The organism is Nitrogeniibacter mangrovi (assembly GCF_010983895.1).
In the GTDB taxonomy this organism is placed as follows: domain Bacteria; phylum Pseudomonadota; class Gammaproteobacteria; order Burkholderiales; family Rhodocyclaceae; genus Nitrogeniibacter; species Nitrogeniibacter mangrovi.
On sequence record NZ_CP048836.1, the window covers coordinates 2947609 to 2970871 of the forward strand.

16 protein-coding genes, 1 tRNA gene and 2 pseudogenes are annotated in these 23263 nt (G+C 67.0%); 8 read left to right on the forward strand and 11 right to left on the reverse strand.

The genetic code is table 11. From position 1 onward, the window contains the following. Positions 1 to 27: 27 nt before the first annotated feature. The gene (locus tag G3580_RS13705; protein WP_173766384.1) at positions 28 to 1998 is read left to right on the forward strand and encodes a sensor histidine kinase; all 1971 of its coding nucleotides are present in this window, start codon (positions 28 to 30) and stop codon (positions 1996 to 1998) included. Continuing rightward, positions 1995 to 2636, forward strand: a complete 642-nt coding sequence (locus G3580_RS13710) for a response regulator transcription factor (RefSeq protein WP_173766386.1) — start codon at positions 1995 to 1997, stop codon at positions 2634 to 2636. The genes G3580_RS13705 and G3580_RS13710 overlap by 4 nt, the downstream gene beginning before the upstream one ends. A gap of 46 nt (positions 2637 to 2682) precedes the next feature. Here G3580_RS13710 and tilS read toward each other — a convergent pair. The 9 genes and pseudogenes from tilS to G3580_RS13755 all read right to left on the reverse strand — a co-directional run. Beyond that, positions 2683 to 3984 (reverse strand): annotated as a pseudogene (tilS, locus tag G3580_RS13715) (tRNA lysidine(34) synthetase TilS); the annotation flags it as partial. Continuing rightward, positions 3953 to 4921 (reverse strand): acetyl-CoA carboxylase carboxyltransferase subunit alpha, encoded by a 969-nt coding sequence (locus G3580_RS13720; RefSeq protein WP_173766388.1) that lies wholly within the window; start codon positions 4919 to 4921, stop codon positions 3953 to 3955. The gene G3580_RS13720 and the pseudogene tilS, both read right to left, overlap by 32 nt. A 158-nt stretch (positions 4922 to 5079) precedes the next feature. Further along, positions 5080 to 5155, reverse strand: a tRNA-Ala gene (locus G3580_RS13725). A gap of 27 nt (positions 5156 to 5182) precedes the next feature. After that, complete coding sequence (locus G3580_RS13730) at positions 5183 to 6181, reverse strand: L-threonylcarbamoyladenylate synthase (RefSeq protein ID WP_173766390.1); 999 nt, start codon at positions 6179 to 6181, stop codon at positions 5183 to 5185. After that, positions 6174 to 7334, reverse strand: a complete 1161-nt coding sequence (locus G3580_RS13735) for a 5-(carboxyamino)imidazole ribonucleotide synthase (RefSeq protein WP_173766392.1) — start codon at positions 7332 to 7334, stop codon at positions 6174 to 6176. Before G3580_RS13735 ends, G3580_RS13730 begins: the two co-directional genes overlap by 8 nt. A 5-nt stretch (positions 7335 to 7339) precedes the next feature. Then, a complete protein-coding gene (gene purE / locus G3580_RS13740; RefSeq protein WP_173766393.1) occupies positions 7340 to 7843 on the reverse strand; it encodes a 5-(carboxyamino)imidazole ribonucleotide mutase in 504 nt (167 codons plus the stop codon). Beyond that, a complete protein-coding gene (gene folD / locus G3580_RS13745) occupies positions 7840 to 8724 on the reverse strand; it encodes a bifunctional methylenetetrahydrofolate dehydrogenase/methenyltetrahydrofolate cyclohydrolase FolD (RefSeq protein ID WP_173766395.1) in 885 nt (294 codons plus the stop codon). Before folD ends, purE begins: the two co-directional genes overlap by 4 nt. Before the next feature lie 95 nt (positions 8725 to 8819). Further along, entirely contained in the window at positions 8820 to 9458 is a 639-nt protein-coding gene (locus G3580_RS13750) for a response regulator transcription factor (protein ID WP_173768820.1), read from the reverse strand. Further along, positions 9442 to 12156, reverse strand: a complete 2715-nt coding sequence (locus G3580_RS13755) for a PAS domain-containing sensor histidine kinase (protein ID WP_173766397.1) — start codon at positions 12154 to 12156, stop codon at positions 9442 to 9444. The genes G3580_RS13750 and G3580_RS13755 overlap by 17 nt, the downstream gene beginning before the upstream one ends. A 276-nt stretch (positions 12157 to 12432) precedes the next feature. Here G3580_RS13755 and G3580_RS13760 point away from each other — a divergent pair, with 276 nt between their 5' ends. From G3580_RS13760 to G3580_RS20460, 5 genes and pseudogenes are all read left to right on the forward strand, one after another. Then, positions 12433 to 13578, forward strand: a complete 1146-nt coding sequence (locus G3580_RS13760; protein WP_173768821.1) for an ABC transporter substrate-binding protein — start codon at positions 12433 to 12435, stop codon at positions 13576 to 13578. A gap of 390 nt (positions 13579 to 13968) precedes the next feature. Beyond that, a complete protein-coding gene (gene aceE, locus G3580_RS13765) occupies positions 13969 to 16650 on the forward strand; it encodes a pyruvate dehydrogenase (acetyl-transferring), homodimeric type (RefSeq protein ID WP_173766399.1) in 2682 nt (893 codons plus the stop codon). A 20-nt stretch (positions 16651 to 16670) separates the two neighbouring features. After that, positions 16671 to 18266: a dihydrolipoyllysine-residue acetyltransferase gene (aceF, locus tag G3580_RS13770; protein WP_173766401.1), complete on the forward strand. Its 1596-nt coding sequence runs from the start codon at positions 16671 to 16673 to the stop codon at positions 18264 to 18266. A 256-nt stretch (positions 18267 to 18522) separates the two neighbouring features. Continuing rightward, positions 18523 to 20355 carry a dihydrolipoyl dehydrogenase gene (gene lpdA, locus G3580_RS13775; RefSeq protein WP_173766403.1) on the forward strand — a complete coding sequence of 611 codons (1833 nt, stop codon included), beginning with the start codon at positions 18523 to 18525 and terminating at the stop codon, positions 20353 to 20355. Positions 20356 to 20948: 593 nt separating this feature from the next. After that, positions 20949 to 21353: pseudogene (locus tag G3580_RS20460) on the forward strand (REP-associated tyrosine transposase); the annotation flags it as partial. Between the two features lie 146 nt (positions 21354 to 21499). Here the strand turns inward: G3580_RS20460 and G3580_RS13780 are convergent. Continuing rightward, positions 21500 to 21802 carry a hypothetical protein gene (locus G3580_RS13780; protein WP_173766406.1) on the reverse strand — a complete coding sequence of 101 codons (303 nt, stop codon included), beginning with the start codon at positions 21800 to 21802 and terminating at the stop codon, positions 21500 to 21502. Between the two features lie 335 nt (positions 21803 to 22137). Here G3580_RS13780 and G3580_RS13785 point away from each other — a divergent pair, with 335 nt between their 5' ends. Beyond that, on the forward strand, positions 22138 to 22563 hold the full coding sequence (locus G3580_RS13785; RefSeq protein WP_173766408.1) for an RcnB family protein: 426 nt from the start codon (positions 22138 to 22140) through the stop codon (positions 22561 to 22563). A gap of 80 nt (positions 22564 to 22643) precedes the next feature. On the opposite strand, the gene G3580_RS13790 is transcribed toward G3580_RS13785, so the two are convergent. Continuing rightward, entirely contained in the window at positions 22644 to 22916 is a 273-nt protein-coding gene (locus tag G3580_RS13790; protein WP_173766410.1) for a hypothetical protein, read from the reverse strand. Positions 22917 to 23263 lie beyond the last annotated feature (347 nt).

Genomic DNA, 23263 nt, shown 5'->3' on the forward strand with positions numbered 1-23263 from the left:
GGCGCTCTGCCCGACGCAAACGACCCGATGTCCGACACCGATCATCGCGCCTACGCTACCACACCCGCCTGGTACTGGCGCCTCCCCTCCATCACCCTCGGGCTGATGCTCGTGGGCATCGTCGCCCTGATCTGGATGACGCGCCACTTCGACGACGAAAAGCAGCGCGAGACGCTCATCAACGACGTGCTGTGGATGGAGCAGGACCTGCGCTTCCGCCTCGATCGCAACGAGGAGTACCTGGGCCAGATCGGCCAGTCCCTGCTCACCGAGAACGAGGTCAGCACCAAGACCGACGGGCGGCTCCAGCAACTGCTCCGCCCCGACAGCGGCCTGGTCCAGGTGCTGTGGCTCGACGCCAGCGGCAAGCTCATCGGCGGCCGCCCCTATGCCCGCGAAGACGTCTCCGTCGGCGAGACCCGCGGCGCCCTGCCCTCGAGCGAGACCTCACGGCTGGCGCAGGCGGTCGGTCGCCCGGTCTATGGCGGTGCCTATCCGGTGATCGGCAACAAGTGGCGATTCAACGTCCATGTGCCGATCTTCTCCGGCAGCCACTTCATCGGCACCGTGGTGGGCGTCTATTCCCTGCCCCAGCTCGTGGTGCGGCAGCTGCCCTGGTGGTTCTCGGAGCGCTACCGGGTCAGCGTGCACGACGCCGACGGTCGCGAGATCGCCACCAAGTCCAAGGTCGAGGCCGAACCCGGACACCAGCAGTACTCGATTCCCTTCGATCCGCCCGGCTACGGGCTCACCCTCAAGGTCACCGCCTACAAGGCTCCCACCCGCTGGATCCCGGTACTGCTCATCAGCGCCCTGGTGTTCCTCGGCGGCGTCATCGTGTGGAGCCTGTGGCAACTGCGCCAGCACACCATCGGCCGCCAGCAGGCGGAAATGGCGCTGCGCGAGCAGATGTCCTACCGCCGCGCCATGGAAGACTCGCTGCTCACCGGCCTGCGTGCCCGCGACATGGAGGGGCGCATCACCTTCGTGAATCCGGCCTTCTGCCGCATGACCGGCTTCTCCGAGGCGGAGCTGGTGGGTGCCGCACCGCCCATGCCCTACTGGGATCCGGAGACCATCGAACGCACCCGCGCCATCCACGACGAGATCCTCGCCAGCGGCGCACCGCGCGAGGGCGTCGAGATCCGCTTCCGTCACAAGGACGGGCACATGATCGACGCGCTCATCTTCGAAGCGCCGCTCATCGACGCCAGCGGCACCCAGACCGGCTGGATGGGCTCCTTCCTCGACATCACCAGCCAGAAGCGCGCCGAGGCCCTGGCGCGCCAGCAGGAGGAGCGCCTGCAGGCCACCTCGCGCCTGATCACCATGGGCGAGATGGCCTCCACCCTCGCCCACGAACTCAATCAGCCGCTCGCCGCCATCTCCAGCTACAGCTCCGGCTGCCTCAATCAGCTCGAAAAGCCATTGGCCGATACCGGCGAGTTGCGCGACATCATCGGCAAGATCACCCGCCAGGCACGCCGCGCGGGCGACATCATCCGCCGGGTGCACGACTTCGTGCGCCGCAGCGAGCCCAAGCGCGAGACCATCGACCTGAACGCCGTCATCACCGACGCGGTCGGCCTGATCGAGCCCGATGCGCGCAAGCGCGTCATCCAGATCGACGCCGATCTGGCCGCACAGGCGCTGCCGGTCAACGCCGATCCGGTCATGCTCGAGCAGGTGGCGGTCAACCTCATCCGCAACGGCATGGACGCCATGCGCGACGTCACCGACCGGCCGCGCATCATCCACGTGGCCACGTTCGCCGACGATCAGCAGGTGCACCTGCGCGTCGTCGACGCCGGACGCGGCATCGACCCGGACGCGACCAAACGCATCTTCGACCCCTTCTTCACCACCAAGGACGAAGGCATGGGCATGGGGCTGAACATCTGCCGCTCCATCGCCGAACTGCACGACGGGCGCCTGAGCTTCGAACCCAACCCCGACGGTGGTACGATCTTCACGTTCTCACTGCCCCACGCCACATGACCGACGCCGGCACCGCGCTGACCCACATCGTCGACGACGACGAAGCCATCCGGGACGCCCTTGCCTGGCTGTTCCGCACCCGCGACGTGCCCTGCAACACCTGGGAATCGGCCGAAGCCTTTCTCGACGCCTGGCAAGCGGACTGGCGCGGCTGCATCGTGATGGACATCCGCATGGGCGGCATGAGCGGACTGGACTGCTCCGGTGTCTTGCGCCAGCGCGGCAACCTCATGCCCATCGTCTTCATCACCGGCCACGGCGACGTGCCCATGGCCGTCGGCGCACTCAAACGCGGCGCCTTCGATTTCATCGAGAAACCCTTCGACGACAACGCGCTGGTGGACGTCGTCCAATCGGCCCTGCAGGAAGACGCCCGGCAGGCCGCCCAGCGCAGCACCCGCGACGATGTCGCCCAGCGCATCGAACAGCTCACCACCCGCGAGCGCGAGGTCATGGGCCTGATCCTGGCCGGCAAGTTCAACAAGGTGATCGCCGACGAGCTGAACATCTCCATGCGCACGGTGGAGGTCCACCGGGCCCGGGTGTTCGAGAAGATGGGCGTGCGCTCGGCGGTGGAACTGGCCCAGCACCTGACCCTGGCCGGGCTCTACAAGTCGGTCTCGCCCGACGCCGAATAGGCCGCCGGCCGGCGCCAGCGCAACAGCAGCCCCGCCCCCCCGGCGGGCACGCGAATGCGGCGGTCGCGCCGACCCCGGCCATCCACACCGGCTCACCGCGCAGGCAGACGATCGGGACGCGATCCCGATCCGCCGGGCTCATCCCGATCTCCTGCGCGAGCTTGTTGACCGGCTTCGACGGCCGATCGGGCAACGCGATCCGGCAACCGGGCCAGCGGGTGCGTACCTGCAGGGTTTCGCCCTGCACCCGATCCCGGGCGATCCCGGCCCCGATCACCGGCTCGACCACCAGATGCCCCTCACCCCAGATCAACGGCGCATCCGGGCGCCAGTCCACCGGCGCCGCCGGCAACGACGGCAGCGGCGGCGTGAGCCACAGGGCGTCGCGATAGGCGTGCAGCACCCCGTCGCCGAGAGGCACGCACAACGGATGGTCGACGCTACAGGTGGCCAGCTGGCGCAGGGCTTCGTGCAGGCGCGCACGATCGGGCATCGCCCGCCCCAGGCGGCGCAGCTGCCAGCGCACCAGATTGGCCTGGCGCGCCCTGCTCAGATCGGCGAAGACAGCCCGGCTCAGCGGGCGCTCGCCACAGGCCGCGGCATCGATGGCGGCGAGCTCGTCCACCAGCGCCGCCGCCTCGGCGAAGCGCTCCGCCGCCCCCGCCAGCGTGGCCTCGGCCGCCGGGAAGCGGGAGCGCATGCGCGGCAGGAGCGCATGACGGATGAAGTTGCGGGCAAAGCGCCGGTCGGCATTGCTTTCGTCCTCGACCCAGGGCAGTTGCGCGCCCTGCGCCGCGGCCGCCAGGGTCGCACGCGGGAGGGCCAGCAGGGGCCGCAGGCGACCGGGGCCGCCATTGCCCGGCACGATCTCGCCCATGGCCGCGGCCCCATGCACACCGGCCCCACGCAACAGGCGGAACAGCACCGTTTCGGCCTGATCGCCACGATGATGGGCCGTCACCCACCAGTCGGCGGGCGTCGCCGCCCAGGCCGCATGACGCGCCTGCCGCGCCGCCGCCTCCCAGCCCTCGCCCGCCGCCGGGCTCACCCGCACCCGCGACACCGTGCAGGGCACCCCCAGCGCCTCACAGCGGGCGACGCAATGCGCCGCCCAGTCGTCGGCATGAGGACTCAGACCGTGGTGGACGTGATGGGCGCGCAGATCGAAACCGAACCGCGCACGCAGTTCGGCCAGCACCTGCAGCAGCACCGTGGAATCGAGTCCGCCGCTCAGGCCGAGCAGCAGGCGCGCGTCGGCGGTCACGCCTGCCCGCGCGAGGACGTCGGCCACCCGAGCGTGGATGGCCGTCATGGGGTCAGCTGACGGCGGCGTCCTTGAACTTGCCATAACTCATGAGGCGCTCATAGCGCTGCTCGATGAGCTTCGAAGCCGGCAGATCGGACAGCACGCGCAAGGCGTCGGCCAAGGCCCGCTTGAGCGACTGCGCCATGGCGCGGTGATCGCGATGGGCGCCGCCGGTCGGTTCGTTGATGACCTTGTCGACCAACCCCAACGACTTGAGCCGCGATGCGGTGATACCCATGGTCTCGGCGGCCACGCTGGCCTGCTCCGCGCTCTTCCACAGGATGGAGGCACAGCCCTCCGGAGAGATCACCGAATAGGTCGAGTACTGCAGCATGAACACCTGGTCGGCCACAGCGATGGCCAGCGCACCGCCCGAGCCGCCCTCACCGATCACGGTGGAAATGATGGGCACCTTCAGCTCGGCCATCACGTACAGGTTGTGCCCGATGGCTTCGGACTGGCCACGCTCCTCGGCCCCGATGCCCGGATAGGCACCCGGTGTATCCACGAAGGTGAACACCGGCAGATTGAATTTCTCGGCGGTGCGCATCAGGCGCATCGCCTTGCGATACCCCTCGGGACGCGGCATGCCGAAATTGCGCAGGATCTTCTCTTTGGTGTCGCGCCCCTTCTGGTGGCCGATGACCACACACGACTGGCCGTTGAAACGGGCCAGTCCGCCAATGATCGCCTTGTCGTCGGCAAAGGCGCGGTCGCCATGCAGCTCCTGGAAATCCGTGAACATGTGCTCCACGTAGTCCAGTGTGTAGGGACGCTGCGGATGACGCGCCACCTGGCTGATCTGCCACGGAGTCAGCTTGGCGTACAGATCCTTGGTCAGCGACTGGCTCTTGGTCTCCAGGCGCTTGATCTCTTCCGAGATATCGACAGCCGGATCGTCCTGCACGAAACGCAGCTGGTCGATCTTGCCTTCCAGCTCGGCAATCGGCTGTTCAAAATCGAGGAAAGTGGTCTTCATCGAATCCGTCGTCCGTCAGGAAAAGCCTTGCATTGTACCCCTTCGGAACGCGGACCATGTGCGAGCGCACATCGCGTCGCAAGCACACGCCGCATCCGGCGCCGGCTCGCGCAGGGGGCAAAAGAGAAGAGCCAGCCGTGTGGCTGGCTCCCGGGATCTGGTGGAGCCGAGGAGGATCGAACTCCCGACCTCTGCATTGCGAACGCAGCGCTCTCCCAGCTGAGCTACGGCCCCATGGCGGCGGATTATAGCGCCTGCGCTTCAGCCTTGGGAAGCGGCGTCGTCGGCCGGCGTGGCGGCCCGCGCCAGGCGGTCGTTGACGGCCTGCCATTCGGCGCTGCGCGGCGGCGCCTCGACCAGGATGCAGCGGGTGCCGCACTGGTCGAGCCAGCGCAGGCTGGCATACAGCCGGTGCGCGTAGGTGACCGCGTCTGCGGGCGCGACGCGCCACACCGAACCGGGTGGCGGCGCATCGTCGATCACGGTGCGCGCCAGCACCGCGATGGGCGTGCCCTGACGACGGGCCTGCGCCGCCTCGGCATAGAGCTGCATGGGATCGAGCAGGCGCACCGGGGTGTTCGGCGCGTAGTGGGAAGCGAGCGAACCGCTGGTGCGCGGGGCGGTGGCGGACACCTCGGCCGGATCGAGCACCGGCTCGCCGGCGGCCCGCGCGATCTCGTCGCGACCGATCCGGCCCGGCCGCATGAGCACGGGGGCGCCGCGGGAGAGGTCCACGATGGTCGATTCGATGCCCACCTCGCAGGCGCCGCCATCGAGCACCAGGGCGACCTGGTCGCCCAGTTCGTCGCGCACATGGGCTGCGGTGGTCGGGCTGATGCGGCCGAAGCGGTTGGCCGAGGGCGCCGCGAGGCCGCCGTCGAAGGCCACCAGGAGCGCATGCGCCAGCGGGTGCGAGGGCACGCGCAGGCCGATGGTGTCCTGGCCGCCGGTGACCACATCGGGTACCGCGCTCTGGCGCTTGAGGATGAGGGTCAGCGGCCCCGGCCAGAACGCGGCCGCGAGCCGGCGCGCCACTGGCGGGATCTCGCGCGCCCATTCCTCGAGCCGTTCGCCCGAGGCCAGATGGACGATGAGCGGATGGTCGGCCGGGCGGCCCTTGGCGGCGAAGATGCGCCGGACCGCCTCGGGGTTGCGGGCATCGGCGGCGAGGCCATAGACCGTCTCGGTGGGGATGGCGACGAGCTGCCCGGCGCGCAGCGCGGCGACCGCGCGGGCGATCCGTTCGTCCCGCTCAGTCATCGTCGATGCCGATGGCGCGACGCGCCGCCATGGCCACCGCGAACGCCCGCTCGACGTCGGCGTCGATCACGGTGAAATGCCCCATCTTCCGCCCCGGCCGGGCGTGGTGCTTGCCGTACAGGTGCAGGCGCAGGTTAGGCACCGCGTACAGCACCGACCAGTCGGGCTCGTGCGCGCGCTCGTCCCCCGCCCGGTACCACAGATCGCCGAGCAGATTGACCATCACCGCGGCGCTGTGCGGGCGCGGATCGGCCAGCGGCAGGCCGCACAGCGCGCGCACCTGCTGCATGTACTGATCGGCGATGCTGGCATCGATAGTGGCATGGCCGCTGTTGTGGGGGCGCGGCGCCATCTCGTTCACCACCAGCGCACCATCGCTCACGAAGAACTCCACCGCGAGCGTGCCCACGTACTCGAGCCGGGTCGCCACATGGGCGGCCACCTGCCGGGCCTGTTCCGCCAGTGCCTCATCGACCCGCGCCGGGGTGATGGAGACGTCGAGAATGCCGTTCCGATGGCGGTTCTCCGCCACCGGGAACACCTTGATCTCGCCGCTGGCCTCGCGTGCGAGCACCACTGACACCTCGCAGTCGAGGCGCAGGCGTTTCTCGAGCACGCAGGCTTCGGCGCCGAAGCCCTGCCAGGCCTGCATCGCCTCGGAGGCGTCGTGCACCGTGGCCTGGCCCTTGCCGTCATAGCCGAAGCGCGCCACCTTGAGGATGGCGGGAAACATGGTGGCGGGCACGTCCGCCAGATCGCCGGCCTCGCGCACGGCGACGAACGGCCCGTGCGGCAGGGCGTTGTCGGCGAGGAAGGTCTTTTCCGCGATCCGGTTCTGGCATACCGCCACCGCCGCCGCGCCGGGGCGCACCGGAATGAACTTGGCCAGATAGTCGAGCGTGGCCGCCGGCACGTTCTCGAATTCGGTGGTCACCGCCGCACACTCGGCCGCCATCCGGTCGAGAACGGCGAAGTCCTCGTAGTCGGCGCGCAGGTGCCGCTCGGCCACCTGGCCGGCGGGGCTGTTGGGGTCCGGGTCGAGCACCCAGACCTGGTAGCCCATCTCATGCGCAGCATGGACGAAGAAGCGCCCCAGCTGGCCACCGCCGAGCATGCCCAGGGTGGCCGGCGGCAGGATGGCGTCGGTGCTCATGGCGTTCAGCTCCGCTCGACCGGCGGCAACGTCATGGCCAGCACGGTCTCGGTCTGGCGCTGGCGGAACTCGGCCAGACGGGCGGCCAGCGCGGCGTCCTCGTTGGCCAGCAGGGACACCGCGAACAGCGCCGCGTTGGCCGCGCCGGCCTCGCCGATGGCGAAGGTGGCCACGGGCACGCCCTTGGGCATCTGCACGATGGACAGCAGCGAATCCTGGCCGGACAGCGCACGCGATTGCACCGGCACACCGAGGACCGGCAAGGTGGTCTTGGCGGCCACCATGCCGGGCAGGTGGGCGGCGCCGCCGGCACCGGCGATGATGGCCTTGAGGCCGCGCTCGCGGGCAGTCTCGGCGTATTCGAACATCAGGTCTGGGGTGCGATGGGCGGACACCACGCGAGCCTCGAAGGCGACGCCGAAATCCTCCAGGATCCGGGCCGCCGCCTGCATGGTCGGCCAGTCGGAGTTGGAGCCCATGATGATGCCGACCTGGACCTTCATGTTCATGCCCGACCCTCCTGCCGCTCGGCCTGGCGCTCGGCCGACTCCAGCGTATTGGACAGCAGCATGGTGATGGTCATGGGGCCGACGCCGCCGGGCACCGGCGTGATGGCGCCGGCCACGTCCTTGGCCGATGCGAAGTCCACGTCGCCGCACAGTTTGCCTTCGTTCGGCATGCCGGCCGGAATGCGGTTCATGCCCACGTCGATCACCGCGGCGCCCGGCTTGATCATGTCGCCGGTCACGAACATCGGGCGGCCGATGGCCACCACGAGGATGTCGGCGCGGCGGGTATGGCTGGCCAGATCCCGGGTCCGGGAATGGCACACGGTGACGGTGGCGCCGGCCTGGGTCAGCAGCATCGCCATGGGCTTGCCGACGATGTTGGAGCGGCCGATCACGACCGCATCGGCGCCGCTGACGTCGACATGGCCGGCCTCGAGCAGCTTCATCACCCCGTGCGGGGTGCACGGGAAAAAGGCCCGCTGGCCCTGGGACAGACGCCCCACGTTCTCGGCATGGAAGCCATCCACGTCCTTGTCGACCGAGATCGCTTCGAGCACGGCCTTCTCGTCGAACTGCGGCGGCAACGGCAGTTGCACCAGGATGCCATGCACGCTGTCGTCGGCGTTCAGCTCGGCGATCTTGTCGAGCACCACCTGCGGGGCCACGTCGGCCGGGTAGTCGAAACGCAGCGAGCGCATGCCCGCCTTCTCGCAGCCGGCCACCTTGTTGCGCACGTATACCGCCGAGGCCGGGTTGTCACCCACGAGGATGACCGCCAGGCACGGCGTGATGCCGCGCAGCTTGATCTGGGACACCTGTTCGGCCAGTCGGGCACGAACGTCGGCCGACAATGCATTTCCGTCGAGAATGCGTGCGGACATGGGAACTCGCCTTGCGGAAAAACCCGCAATTCTAGCGCAGGATCAGGGGCTTGTGCGGAAGTTTGTGGCCCGCCCTACCCCGACGCCGGCGCCGCTCACAAGGTCGAAAAACGCCCTCGCGCGGTCTCGCAGGACATGACCGCCTGCACGAGCTCGGCGAGCGAACCGGCCTCCATCTTCTCCATCACCCGGGCGCGGTGCACCTCCACCGTCTTGATGCTGATGCCCAGGTCGTCGGCGATCTGCTTGTTGAGGCGGCCGGCGATGATCAGTTCGAGCACCTCCATCTCGCGCCCGGTAAGCTGATCGAGGCGCCGCGCCACGGCGGCATCCTGGCGCAGGCGCTCGCGGTTCTCCCGTTCGGTGGCCAGGCACTGGTCGATGAGCTTGAGCATGTCGCGGTCGGTGAATGGTTTCTCGATGAAGTCCACCGCCCCCTTCTTGAGCACCGACACCGCCATCGGCACATCGCCGTGACCGGTGATGAACACCACCGGCAGGGTCGCATGGCGGTCGCGCAGCCGCTCGTAGAGCTCCAGCCCGCTCATGCCCGGCATGCGCACGTCGAGCACCAGGCAGCCGGCCATCTCGGGCCGGTAGGCGGCCAGGAACACTTCCGCGGAATCGAACTGGGCGACGCGATAGCTGTTGGATTCGAGCAGCCAGACGAGCGAATCGCGCAGCGCCTCGTCGTCGTCCACGATGTAGACGGTCTGGTCAGGCGCGCCGGACATCTCTTTCACTGGCAATCTCCACGGGCAGCGTAAATCGGAACACGGTACCACCTTCCGGGTTCGGTTCGAGCCACAGGCGCCCGTCGTGGAACTCGATGATGGAGCGGCAGATGTTCAGCCCCATCCCCATGCCCTCGCTCTTGGTGGTGTAGAACGGGGTGAACAGGCGCTCGGCGTCCTCGGCCAGGATGCCGTGGCCGCGATCGGCCACCGACACCTCGATCATGCCGTCCACCTGGCGCGCCACCAGCTCGAGCTGGCGCTCCTCCTCGGGCATGGCCGCCATCGCGTCGATGGCGTTCTTCACCAGGTTGAGCACCACCTGCTCGATCATGATGCGATCGGCGAACACCGGCGGCAGGTCGCGCGACACGTCGCGGTGGATGCGCACCAGCGACTTGCGCGCGTCGATCTCGGCAAAGCCGAGCGCATCGTCGACGATGTCGGCCAGCACCACGGCGGAACGGCGCGGCTCGCTCTTGCGCACGAAGTCACGGATGCGACGGATGATCTTGCCCGCGCGCTCGGCCTGGAAGCTGGCCTTCTGCATCGCCGCGAGCAGGTCGCTCTCCTTGTATTCGCCGGTCTCGAGCCGGCGCACGCAGCCCATGGCGTAATTGGAGATCGCCGCCAGCGGCTGATTGAGCTCGTGCGCCAGGGTGGAGGCCATTTCGCCCATGGTCACCAGGCGTGCGGTGCGCTGCAGGCGCTCTTCCTGCTGGCGCGCCATCGCCTCCATCTGGCGCCGGTCGGTGATGTCGGTGGCGATGCCCATGCGCACCACGCGGCCATCGACCCAGCGGGTGGCATGCTCGCGCACGTGGTACCAGCGCCCCGACAGCGCATGGCGCAGTTCGCCGTCGAACAGCTCCAGCGGCACGTCGGCGGGGCCGAGCCGGCGCGGATCGATCCGGTAATCGCCCATTTCCGGCTGCGGCTCGGCCACCTTGCGCGCCTGACGCCCCACCGCGTCATAGCCGTGCAGGGCCTTGAAGGCGCGGTTGGCATAGAGAATCTCGTCGCTGTGCGGGTCGGCGACGAACACCGCCGCGTCGAGCCCGTCGAGCACCGCCTCGAACCGCGCCTGCGCCGACTCGAGCGCGGCGCGCACGCGCTTGGGTTCGGTGATGTCGGTGACCGAGGCCATCCAGCCGGTCTGCCGGCCGGTGCCGTCGATCAGCGGCGACAGGTAGAAACGGGTGTCGATGCGATCGCCGTTGCGGCGCACGATCTGCATCTCGAAACCGCTCGGCGGCGCCTTGCCGGACAGGGTCAGTTCCAGATTGACCTGGCAGGTCTCGCGCTGATCCGGCGGCCAGTAGGGAAACGGCGCCTCCGCCCCCACCAGTTCCTCGGCGTCGCGCCCCACGAGGCGACAGAAGGCCGGGTTCACATAGGTGATGCGCCCGTTCATGTCGATGGCGCGCAGACCGGTGATGACCGATTCCTCCATGGCGCGGCGGAACGCCGACTCGGCGCGCAGGGCCTCCTCGGAGTCCTTGCGTCCGGTCACGTCGTGGGCCACGGCGTAGAGCAGCTGCTCCTCCGGCACCGGGTTGATGCTCCAGGCGAGCCACTTGTAGCCGCCGTCCTCGCAGCGGATGCGGTTCTCGAAGCTGACCGGCTGGCCCGAGGCGAGCCGGCGCAGCTGCTCCACCGTGGCGGCCACGTCGTCGTCATGGACGAACTCGATCAGGGTGCGTCCCGGCATGCCAGCCACGGGATAGCCGAGCAAGCGCTCGAAGGCCGGATTGCAGCGCCGGAAGCTGCCGTCGGCATTGAGGATGCTGAGAATGTCGAGCGACAGGTTGAAGAGCCGGTCGCGCTCCTTCTCCACCCGCACCCGGCGCACCATGTGTCCGCGCAGCAGCCACAGGCTCCACAGCACGAAGAAGGACAGGCCGACGATGAGCACCACCGGCAACGCCCGCGGGATATCGCCGACGGTGCGGAACGCCGTCGCCTGCAACACCAGCCCGTTGCCCGGCGGATCGAGCGGAATCGAATAGGAGATGCTCTCGTCGATCGCCGCCACCAGGGAGTTGACCGCCAGCGGCTTGCCGTGCGCACTGATCAGCGCGAGACGGTACTTCTCGGAGAACCAGTCGGGCACCAGGTGGCGCACGATGCGGTCGATGGAATACACCCCGACCATCGCCCCCATGAAGTGGCGCCCGTTGCGCACCGGCACGAAGACTTCGAGCACCGCCTCGTTGCGGCTGTTGACGTAGGCCTCGCCGTAGGTGACGCGGCCGATGTCCCGCGCCTTGAAGTAAGGCGTGCTCTGCGCCGCGGTGAGCGCGTCGCCCGCCAGCCAGTCGGTGGTGTCGAACGGCGCGCTCCAGTGCACCACCTCGTCGGCGGCCACCCACACGATGTTGATCAGCTGCGGGTTGTTGGCGATGTGCTGGTTGGCCCGCACCTGAAAACCGTCCAGATCGAGCGCGCCCGCGGCCAGATCGCGCGCCATCTGGGTGAGGAACTCCTCCGTGGCCTGCATGTGCAGGCGCATGGTCTGCTCCGCCCACTGCACATCGCGCGCGATCGCGTTGTGCTGGACCTCCGCCTCCTGGCGCTGCAGCACCCACACCAGCAGCAGCATGGTGAGCGCAAACACCACCACCGCGACATACGGTGTGGTCCAGTACAGCCGGTTGGGAACGCCCGCCGCCCTGCGGCGAGCCGTCTTTTCTGCCATTCGCCCCACGAGATAGGAAAGAAACGGGCCAGCGCCATGGCGGCGCCGGAGCGTTCATTCTGGGCACCCGGCCGGGCCGCCGGCATCGGGTGATTCCCTAGTCCAGCCGCAGCACCGTCGCGCACGCCGGCACCGCGGCGCCCCACCCGAGGTGGCAGCGCGTCATAGGGTTATCGCCAATTTTGCCCCACTTCGCACGGCAATTACATTGGCCCGATCTATAAGGAGGAGACTCGAGACGTGCGCGCCTGCCTGGCATGGCTGCTGTGCTGCTTCATGGCTTCGGCGGCGTCGGCCGTCGAGCCGATCCGCATCGGCGTGACCGGCCCGTTCACCGGCGGCTCGGCGCCGATGGGGCTGTCCATGCGTAACGGCATCCGCCTCGCCGCCATGGAGATCAACGCCGGCGGCGGCCTGCTCGGCCGACCGATCCAGCTCATCGAGCGCGACGACGAGGCACGCAACGAACGCGGCGCCCAGGTCGTGCAGGAATTGATCGAGAAGGACCACATCGTCGCCGGCCTGGGCATCGTCAACACCGGGGTCGCCCTGGCGTCCCAGCAACACTACGAGCGCGCCCGCATCCCGATCATCACCAGCGTGGCCACCGGTTCGATCGTGACCAAGCAGTTCCTGCCGCCCCGCTACGCCGAGAACTACGTGTTCCGGATGTCGGCCAACGACAACATTCAGGCGGCCATGATCGTGGAAGAAGCCGTCGACCGGCGCGGATTCCGCAACATCGCCATCTTCCACGACGCGACCAATTACGGGCAGCTGGGCAAGCTCGATCTCATCCACTGGCTCGCGGTCCATGGCATGGGCGCCAAGGTGGTCGAACGCTTCAACCTGCGCGACGTGGACATGACACCGCAACTGCGGCGCGCACGCGCCGCCGGCGTGGACGTGATCCTCACCTACGGCATCGGTCCGGAGCTGGCGCACATCGCCAACGCCATGTCGGCCATCGGATGGCGGGTACCGCTCATCGGAAGCTGGACCCTCGGCATGTCCAGTTTCATCGAGCAGGCAGGCCCCAACGCCGAGGGCGCGCGCATGCCGCAAACCTTCATCGAGCAAGGCGCTTCGAGCCGGCAGCGGGCGTTCACCGAACGCTATCGGCGCGCCTTCGGCACCGAATACATCCCTGTTCCACCCGCGGCCGCGCAAGGGTATGATTCCGTGCTGGTACTGGCTGCGGCGATCCGCCAGGCAGGCAACACCGACGGCGACAAGATCCGCGAGGCACTCGAAAACCTCCATGAACGGATCGAAGGTGTTGTGATGACCTACGACAAGCCGTTTTCCCGGAACGACCACGAAGCGATCGACGACACTTCGATTCCGTTCATGGGGGAAGTCAAGAACGGCCGCGTCGTCTTTGCGTATCCGCAAGACCGCGCTCGTGCAGCCGACCGATGAGCTCCACACCTGAGCCCATTTCACGACCGGCCGGGGATTTTCTCCCTCCCTCCCTCATCCCTGGCCGGTCTTTTTCTCCCCCGACGCGCTCCCATCTCGCCCAGCCGAGCGGCCGTCGGCCATCTACGCTTAAGTCCACGGACGTCTTGTCCGGAACGCCACCCGTGGCGTGCATCGCCCGTGCACTGCCGGGACGCCGTCCCGAAACAAGACCGTAAGGAGACCTGAACCACAGCCGTACGCGAAAACCGATATTGCACATCCTGAAACAACGTTTTATAGTGCGCAAAACGGTCCCGGGCCGGGGTCATCCATGCCCGCACCGCTTCGAGCCGTCGCGCACAACGCGATCCGGCTGACAACCTATCGATGTGGAGAGGAGAGAGAAGCATGAGCACGACACAAAACGTCGGCCTGCGGCCGGACACCGACGCGGAAGAAACCCGCGAATGGCTGGACGCACTCGAAGGCGTGATCGCCAACGAAGGCGCCGAACGGGCGCACTTCCTGATCGAGAAGCTGATCGAGGAAGGGCGGGAGGAAGGGATCGACATCCCCTACTCGGCCAACACCCAGTACATCAACACCATTCCGGTGGAGCAGCAGCCGCGCTACCCCGGCGATCCGGACATGGAGATCAAGCTCCATTCCTACATCCGCTGGAACGCCATGGCCATGGTGGTGCGCGCCAACAAGCACACCAACGTGGGCGGCCACATCGCCTCCTTCGCCTCGGCCGCCGCGCTCTACGACGTGGGCTTCTCGCACTTCTGGCATGCCCCGTCCGCCGATCATGACGGCGATCTGGTGTTCTTCCAGGGCCATTCGGTGCCGGGCGTCTATGCCCGCGCCTACATGCTCGGCCGCCTCACCGACGAGCAGCTCGACAACTTCCGCCAGGAGGTGGACGGCAAGGGCATCTCCTCCTATCCGCACCCGTGGCTGATGCCGGACTTCTGGCAGTTCCCCACCGTGTCCATGGGCCTGGGGCCGCTGTGCGCCATCTACTCGGCGCGCTTCATGAAGTATCTGGCCAGCCGCGATCTGGTCGACGCCGGCAAGGCCGCCCAGCGCAAGGTCTGGGCCTTCCTCGGCGACGGCGAGACCGACGAGGTCGAATCCCTCGGCGCCATCGGCATGGCCGCGCGCGAGAAGCTCGACAACCTGATCTTCGTCATCAACTGCAACCTGCAGCGCCTCGACGGCCCGGTGCGCGGCAACGGCAAGATCATCCAGGAACTGGAATCGGAATTCCGCGGCGCCGGCTGGAACGTGATCAAGGTGGTCTGGGGCACCCACTGGGACGCCCTGTTCGCGCGCGACACCAAGGGCATCCTCAAGAAGCGCATGATGGAGTGCATCGACGGCGAGTATCAGACCTTCAAGGCCAAGGACGGCGCCTATGTCCGCGAGCACTTCTTCAACACCCCGGAACTGAAGCAGCTGGTCGCCGACTGGACCGACGACGAGATCTGGCAACTGAACCGCGGCGGCCACGACCTGTTCAAGATCTTCGCCGCCTACCAGGCCGCGGTGAACCACAAGGGCCAGCCCACCGTGATCCTCGCCAAGACCATCAAGGGCTTCGGCATGGGCCAGTCCGGCGAGGCCATGAACATCTCCCACCAGCAGAAGAAGATGGATGTGGACGCGGTGCGCCGCTTCCGCGACCGCTTCGGCCTGCCGGTGCCGGACGACCAGCTCGAGAAGCTGCCCTACCTCAAGCTGCCGGAAGACTCCCCCGAATACCAATACCTGCGCGAGCGCCGCATGGCGCTGGGCGGCTTCCTGCCCAGCCGCCGCACCACGGCCGACGCGCTGGAAGTGCCGGCGCTGGACAAGTTCGAGGCCCTGCTCAAGGCCTCGGGCGAAGGCCGCGAGCTGTCCACCACCATGGCCATGGTGCGCATCATGAACACCCTGCTCAAGGACAAGCAGGTGGGCAAGCGCGTGGTGCCCATCGTGCCGGACGAGTCCCGCACCTTCGGCATGGAAGGCATGTTCCGCCAGTACGGCATCTGGAACCAGCAAGGCCAGAAATACGTCCCCGAAGATCATGACCAGCTCATGTTCTACAAGGAATCGGAGACCGGCCAGGTGCTGCAGGAAGGCATCAACGAAGCCGGCTCCATGGCCGACTGGATCGCCGCCGGCACCGCCTACTCGGTGCATGGCGTGCAGATGATTCCGTTCTACATCTTCTATTCCATGTTCGGCATGCAGCGGACCATGGACCTGTGCTGGGCCGCCGGCGACCAGCGCACCCGGGGCTTCCTGGTGGGCGGCACCGCCGGGCGCACCACGCTCAACGGCGAAGGCCTGCAGCACGAGGACGGCCACAGCCTGATCCTCGCCCAGATGATCCCCAACTGCGTGAGCTACGACCCCACCTTCCAGTTCGAGGTCGCGGTGATCGTGCAGGACGGCCTGCGGCGCATGTTCGCCGAGCAGGAGGACGTGTACTACTACATCACCGTGATGAACGAGAACTACGAGCACCCGGCCATGCCCGAAGGTGCCGAGGCCGACATCATCAAGGGGATGTACCTGCTGCGCAAAGGCGCCGAAGGCAGCGCGCCGCGCGTCAAGCTGCTGGGCTCCGGCACCATCTTCCGCGAAGTCATCGCCGCCGCCGAGCTGCTCAAGACCGACTGGGGCGTCGAGGCGGACATCTTCGGCTGCCCGAGCTTCAACGAACTGGCCCGCGACGGCCACGCCGTCGAGCGCTGGAACCTGCTCCATCCGATGGAAGAACCCAGGCAGTCGCACGTGGAGCAGATGCTCGCCGGCATCGACGGCCCGACCATCGCCGCCACCGACTATGTGCGCCTGTTCTCCGAGCAGATCCGTCCGTACGTGAAAGGCACCTACTTCACCCTGGGCACCGACGGCTTCGGCCGCTCCGACACCCGCGAGAAGCTGCGCCACTTCTTCGAGGTGGACCGTTACTGGGTCACGCTGGCGGCGCTCAAGTCGCTGGCCGACGAGGGCCGGATCGAACGCGAGAAGGTGGCCGCCGCCATGGCCAAGTATTCGCTCGACCCCAACAAGCCCAACCCCGTCACTGTCTGAGCACCGAAGGAGACTGAACCATGAGCCAACTCATCGAAGTCAAGGTGCCCGACATCGGCGATTTCGACGCCGTCCCGGTCATCGAGCTGTTCGTCAAACCCGGCGACACCATCGCCGTGGATGACGCCATCTGCACCCTGGAGTCCGACAAGGCCACCATGGACGTGCCCTCCACGGCCGCAGGCACCGTCAAGGAAGTGAAGGTCGCCGTGGGCGACAGCGTGTCCGAAGGCACGCTGCTGGTGCTGGTCGAGGCCGCCGGTGCCGCCGCTGCGCCGGCACCCGCCAAGGAAGACGCCGCCCCCGCGCCGGCCGCTGCCGGTGGCGGCACGGTCGAAGTGAAGGTGCCGGACATCGGCGACTTCGACGCCGTGCCCATCATCGAATTCTTCGTGAAGGCCGGCGACACCATCGCGGTGGATGACGCCATCTGCACGCTCGAATCCGACAAGGCCACCATGGACGTGCCCTCCTCCGCGGCCGGCACGGTCAAGGAAGTGAAGGTCGCCGTGGGCGACACCGTGTCCGAAGGTACGGTGCTGATCACGGTCGAATCGGGCGCTGGCGCCGCAACCGCGGCACCGGCCGCCGAGAGCCAACCCGCACCGGCCCCGTCCGCGGCCCCCGCAGCTGCGCCCGCCCCCGCCAAGGCCCCGGCCCCTGCGGCTGCAGCCGCACCGTCCGCCGTCAAGCTCGGCGGCAAGGTGCACGCCAGCCCCTCGGTGCGCGCCTTCGCCCGCGAACTGGGCGTGGATCTGGCCCAGGTGAAAGCCACCGGCCCGAAAAACCGCATCACCGCCGACGACGTCAAGGGCTTCGTCAAGGGGGCGATGAGCTCCGGCGCCGTGCCCGGCAAGGCCGCCGCGGGTGGCTCGGGCGTCGGCCTGGACCTGCTGCCGTGGCCCAAGGTCGATTTCACCAAGTTCGGCGAGATCGAGTCCAAGCCGCTGTCGCGCATCAAGAAGATCTCCGGCGCCAACCTCGCCCGCAACTGGGTGATGATCCCGGCCGTGACCTATCACGAGGACGCGGACATCACCAGCCTCGAGGACTTCCGCAAGCAGCTCAACAAGGAGAACGAGAAGTCGGGCAAGAAGCTCACCATGCTCGCCTTCCTCATGAAAGCTGCTGCCCGCGCCCTGGCGGAATTCCCCGAGTTCAACACCAGCCTCGACGGCGACAACCTGATCTACAAGAAGTACTTCCACATCGCCTTTGCGGCCGACACGCCCAATGGCCTGGTGGTGCCGGTGGTGCGCGATTGCGACAAGAAAGGCGTGTTCGAGATCGCCGAGGAGACCGGCGCCCTGGCCAAGAAGGCCCGCGAGGGCAAGCTCGGCCCGGCCGACATGTCCGGCGCCTGCTTCACCATCAGTTCGCTCGGCGGCATCGGCGGCACCTACTTCGCCCCCATCGTCAATGCGCCGGAAGTGGCCATCCTCGGGGTGAACAAGAGCGCCGTGAAGCCGGTGTGGAACGGCAGGGAATTCGAACCGAAGCTGATCCTGCCCCTGTCGCTGACCGCCGACCACCGCGTCATCGACGGTGCGCTGGCCACCCGCTTCAACGTCTACATTGCCCAGATGCTGGCCGACTTCCGTCGGGTCATGCTGTAACCCGCATCCGTCACCAGAACGGAACAGATCAAGGAGAAATATCCAATGATTACCGGGTTCGCATTCAAGCAACTCATCGAGCGTATCGTGTCGCCTTCCTTCGCGGGCGCTGACGGCCGTTTTGCGGCGTCTTCGCACCCGCGCTTCGCGCCAATAGCACAGGCTATTGGCTTGGCGCGCGATGCACGAATCCATCCACAAACCGGCTCGTCATCGCTCCGCGATCTGGCGACGCATGCGGGTTAAGGAGGGAACCATGAGCCTCAAGGAAATCAAGGTCCCCGACATCGGCGATTTCGATGAAGTCCCGATCATTGAGCTGTTCGTCAAGGTGGGCGACACCATCGCCCTGGAAGACGCCATCTGCACCCTGGAGTCCGACAAGGCCACCATGGACGTGCCGGCCGACGCCGCCGGCGTGGTCAAGGAAGTGCTGGTTGCCGTGGGCGACAAGGTGGCCGAAGGTACCGTGCTGGTGAAGGTGGAAGCCGCCGCCGGCGCGGCGACCGATTCCCCTCCCCTTCAAGGGGAGGGCCAGGGTGGGGATGGGGTCAAAGCCGCTGGCAATAACCCACCCTCTCCCTCAGTCCCTCTCCCTGAGGGCGAGGGAAGCGTCGCGCCGGCCCCCGCGGGCGCGTGGACCGGAGAGGTCACGCTGGAGTGCGACATGCTCGTGCTCGGCGCCGGCCCCGGTGGCTACTCGGCGGCCTTCCGCGCCGCCGACCTCGGCCTCAAGACCGTCATCGTCGAGCGCTACGCCACCCTCGGCGGCGTGTGTCTCAACGTCGGCTGCATCCCCTCCAAGGCCCTGCTGCACGTGGCCCAGGTGATGGACGAGGCCGAGCACATGGACAGCCTCGGCATCGCCTTCGCCAAGCCGGCAGTGGACATCGACAAACTGCGCGCCCACAAGAGCGCGGTGGTCGGCAAACTCACCGGCGGCCTGGCCGGCATGGCCAAGGGCCGCAAGGTGGACGTCGTGCGCGGCTACGGCCACTTCCTCGACCCCAACCATGTGGAAGTCGAGGAAACCACCGGCACCGCGCAGGAGAAAACCGGCGCCAAGAAGGTGGTGAAGTTCAAGCAGTGCATCATCGCCGCCGGCTCGGCGGCCGTGCATCTGCCCTTCATCCCCCGCGACGAGCGCATCGTCGACTCCACCGGCGCGCTGGAACTGCGTCAGGTGCCCGGGAAGATGCTGGTCATCGGCGGCGGCATCATCGGCCTGGAGATGGCCACGGTCTACTCCAGCCTCGGTGCCAAGGTCGATGTGGTCGAGATGCTCGACGGCCTCATGCAAGGCCCGGACCGCGACGCGGTCAAGGTGTGGGAAAAGCAGAACACCCACCGCTTCGACAAGATCATGCTCAACACCAAGACCACCGCGGTCGAAGCCAAGGACGACGGCCTGTACGTCACCTTCGAGGGCGACAAGGCACCGGACGGCCCGCAGAAGTACGACATGATCCTGCAGTCCGCCGGGCGCAGCCCAAACGGCAAGAAGATCGGCGCCGAGAACGCCGGCGTCATCGTCACCGATCGCGGCTTCATCCCGGTGGACGCGCAGATGCGCACCAACGTGCCGCACATCTTCGCCATCGGCGACATCGTCGGCCAGCCCATGCTCGCCCACAAGGCCGTGCATGAAGCCCACGTCGCCGCCGAAGTCGCGGCTGGCGAGAAAGCCGCCTTCGACGCCACCGTGATCCCCGGCGTGGCCTACACCCATCCGGAAGTGGCCTGGGTCGGCTACACCGAAGCCCAGGCCAAGGCCGAGGGCAAACAGGTGGACACCGCCAAGTTCCCCTGGGCCGCCAGCGGCCGGGCGATTGCCAACGGCGCCGAATACGGCTTCACCAAGCTCATCTTCGACGCCGAGACGCACCGCGTCATCGGCGGCAGTATCGTCGGCCCCAACGCCGGCGACATGATCGGCGAAGTGTGCCTGGCCATCGAAATGGGCGCCGACGCGGTCGACATCGGCAAGACCATCCACCCGCACCCGACCCTGGGTGAGACGGTGGGCATGGCCGCCGAAGTGGCGCATGGCAGTTGCACCGATGTGCCACCGGCGCGGAAGAAAAAATAACAAAGGTGTTTGCGCCTCGATGAGGCGGGAGAAAAGAGAAACGGCGACCGGGAGGTCGCCGTTTTTTTGTGAGTTCGGATGATTTCGTAGCCCGGACGAGGGCCGAAGGCCCGACTCCGGGGACGGCTGCGCTGAATCGCTGCACTGACTGCGCACTCTGGTGCGCTACACCCGAGCTACTGGATTAGTTGCGTTTAGTCTCACGGCGATCTTTGATCGCTCTGTATGTAGTCAGCGTTGAATAAGTAAGCCCAAATAGGAAAAAAACTCCGTAGAACACAATAGCTGCCGGAGACGACCATCCCAAAAAATAGTGGAACGCGAGGGCCACTAGCAAATACAAAGAATAGCCAACGACTTCTAGTACCCAACCAAAAACAATTTGCCGAACCGTTAAATATTCAAACACCTTGCCCTCGAACAAGTGAAGAGTCCGATTCCAGCGAACGTAGCCCGGACGAGGGCCATAGGCCCGACTCCGGAATTCATCCGTTGATCCACCATCGCTCCCGGATTCCGCTGCGCTGCATCCGGGCTACGAAACCCGCAACTTTTCCACTGACGCGGAGAATCAACGTGCATATGCTAACGCGATGGTTCGTTATCGTCGCAACTATGTGCCGGGGGGTACGTACTTTTTCACCGTGACCTTGCGCGACCGGCGGGCGGATTGGTTGGTGCGGCATGTCGATGCGCTGCGCTTAGCCTTCGCACGGGTGAAGGCGAAGCGGCCGTTTCGGATCGACGCGATGGTGGTGTTGCCGGAGCATCTGCATGTCCTCATGACGCTACCCGAGGGCGATTCGGACTATTCGGGGCGGTGGCGATTGATCAAGGCGCTGTTCGCCCGTCAGCTACGCGGCGAAGGCATCGATCCGCGAACCGTGTGGCAATCCCGCTTCTGGGAACACACGATCCGCGACGAAGGCGATCTGCGACACCACGTGGACTACATCCACTTCAACCCGGTCAAGCACGGCCACGTCGAATCGCCCACCGACTGGCCCTACGATTCATCGATATATCGCGGATGGACGCATTGCTCCCGATTGGGGCACAGCCCGCAGGCCCGACGCCGGGAACGACTCTGCCTGATCGCGACGCCGCTCCCGGATGCCGCTGCGCTGTATCCGGGCTACGACCCTCAAGCGGGTGTGGCGCTCTCGCCCGGCGCCTCCGCCCGCCCCAGCCACTGTTCGAGCGCCATCGCCACCACCGCGCTGACGCCGCCGTCGGTGTCCATGGCGTGCGCGCGCAGTTGCGTGACCAGTTCCGCGGGCAGGCGGCAGGTGAGCGGGACCAGCCTGGGCGTCGTCCCGGCCTTTTTGTCGCGTTTGCCGACCCCCTTGGCACCGGTGCCGAAGCGTTCGGGTGTCGTGGTGCCCTTCTGCTGGCGTTCGATCTGTTTGGCCAGGTTCTTGTAGAGGTCGGTTTTCTTCATGGTCATGGCGGGCTCGACGGGGTGTGGGCCGGTGCTTCCGGGCCGGTGGGAGGGGGCACCGGCGGGGGTGCCCGCCGGGGTCTGCGGCGCCGATTCTACGCCAGTGGACGACGCCCGCACGAGGGGGGCCGGTTCCATACCGGACGTGGCGACACACCTTGGTGAAAGCCCTGCTGGCGCCGCACGAGGTCCGGGCGCCGCCGAAACATCTTCTCACCCGTGGAAAACAAACCGAAACGCCTCCTTGACGTTCGTTTGCATGTCGTCGCGGTACAAATCAAGCACCGGCCGCAGGACTTCACGACGCGGCCCGGCACGACAACAACTCAAGGAGTCATACCATGAACACACGCTTTGCTACCGCGCTCGTACTGTCGCTGACGCTGGCGAGCACCAGCGTGCTGGCCCGGGGTCCTGGCTGGGGTGACGACGATCGCGGCCGCTCACCGGCCTACGGCCAACGCGACCACCGGGGCGACGATCACCACCGGCGTGACCGGGATCGCCACACCGATCGCTGGGACCACCGGCGCTACGACGACCGCCGCGACCGCGACGACTATCGTGCCGCCTACGGCGCGCGCCACTTTCATCGCGGCGAGCGGCTACCGGCCGGGTATCGCGACCGCGTCTATGTGGTCAATCACTGGCATGAACACCATCTGAGACGTCCGCCGCACGGCCACGAATGGGTGCAGATCGGCGGCGACTACGTGCTGGTGGCGATTGCCACGGGCGTGATCGCGTCGATCATCCTCAACCAGTGACCGGGGCCTGACGGCACCGACCGATTCCCAAAAAAAACAGCGGCCCGCGGGCCGCTGTTTTCATGTCGAGGCGCGAGCGCTCAGAGCTTCTCCACCGTGGCCTGCTCGGCCTTGAGCTGTTCGCTCGTCAGCTGGCCGGTGAGTTTCCACCCGGTGATGGTGTTCACGAAGGTGAAACCGGAAACGCGGTCCACATACACGTCGAAGGAACCACGCGCGGATTTGGCGATTTCCTGGGTGGTGGTCAGGCGCTTGCCGTAGGTGGTGGTCCCTTCGTCCGCGGCGGTGGCTGCGGTGGCGAAGCCGGCGGTCAGGGCGATGGTGCCCAGCGCGATGGCGATCTTGGTTTTCATGGTGGTACTCCTTTCTTGGATCAAAAAAATCTGCATGGGTGCCGGACGGCCCAGGTGCTCCGAGCCGGTTGCCCGTGACTTGAATTTCAATGTTTCCCATTAAAGATCAGGATGTTGCATCGCGGGAAATTGTATTTTTGGATTCGACCATAAGCCCTGTTTCTGCACCGCCGATCCGGCCCGGGCATTTCGGCCACCGGCCCTGTCAAGCGGCAATCCACGACATCGGCATCGCCTTCGACCGGACCCGGCACGGTGACCGGAAACGCGGGTGTGCAATCACGGTGCACCGCACCGGGAAGACGACTCCCCCGCACTCGGGGCGGTGTAAACTCGACCCATTCCCT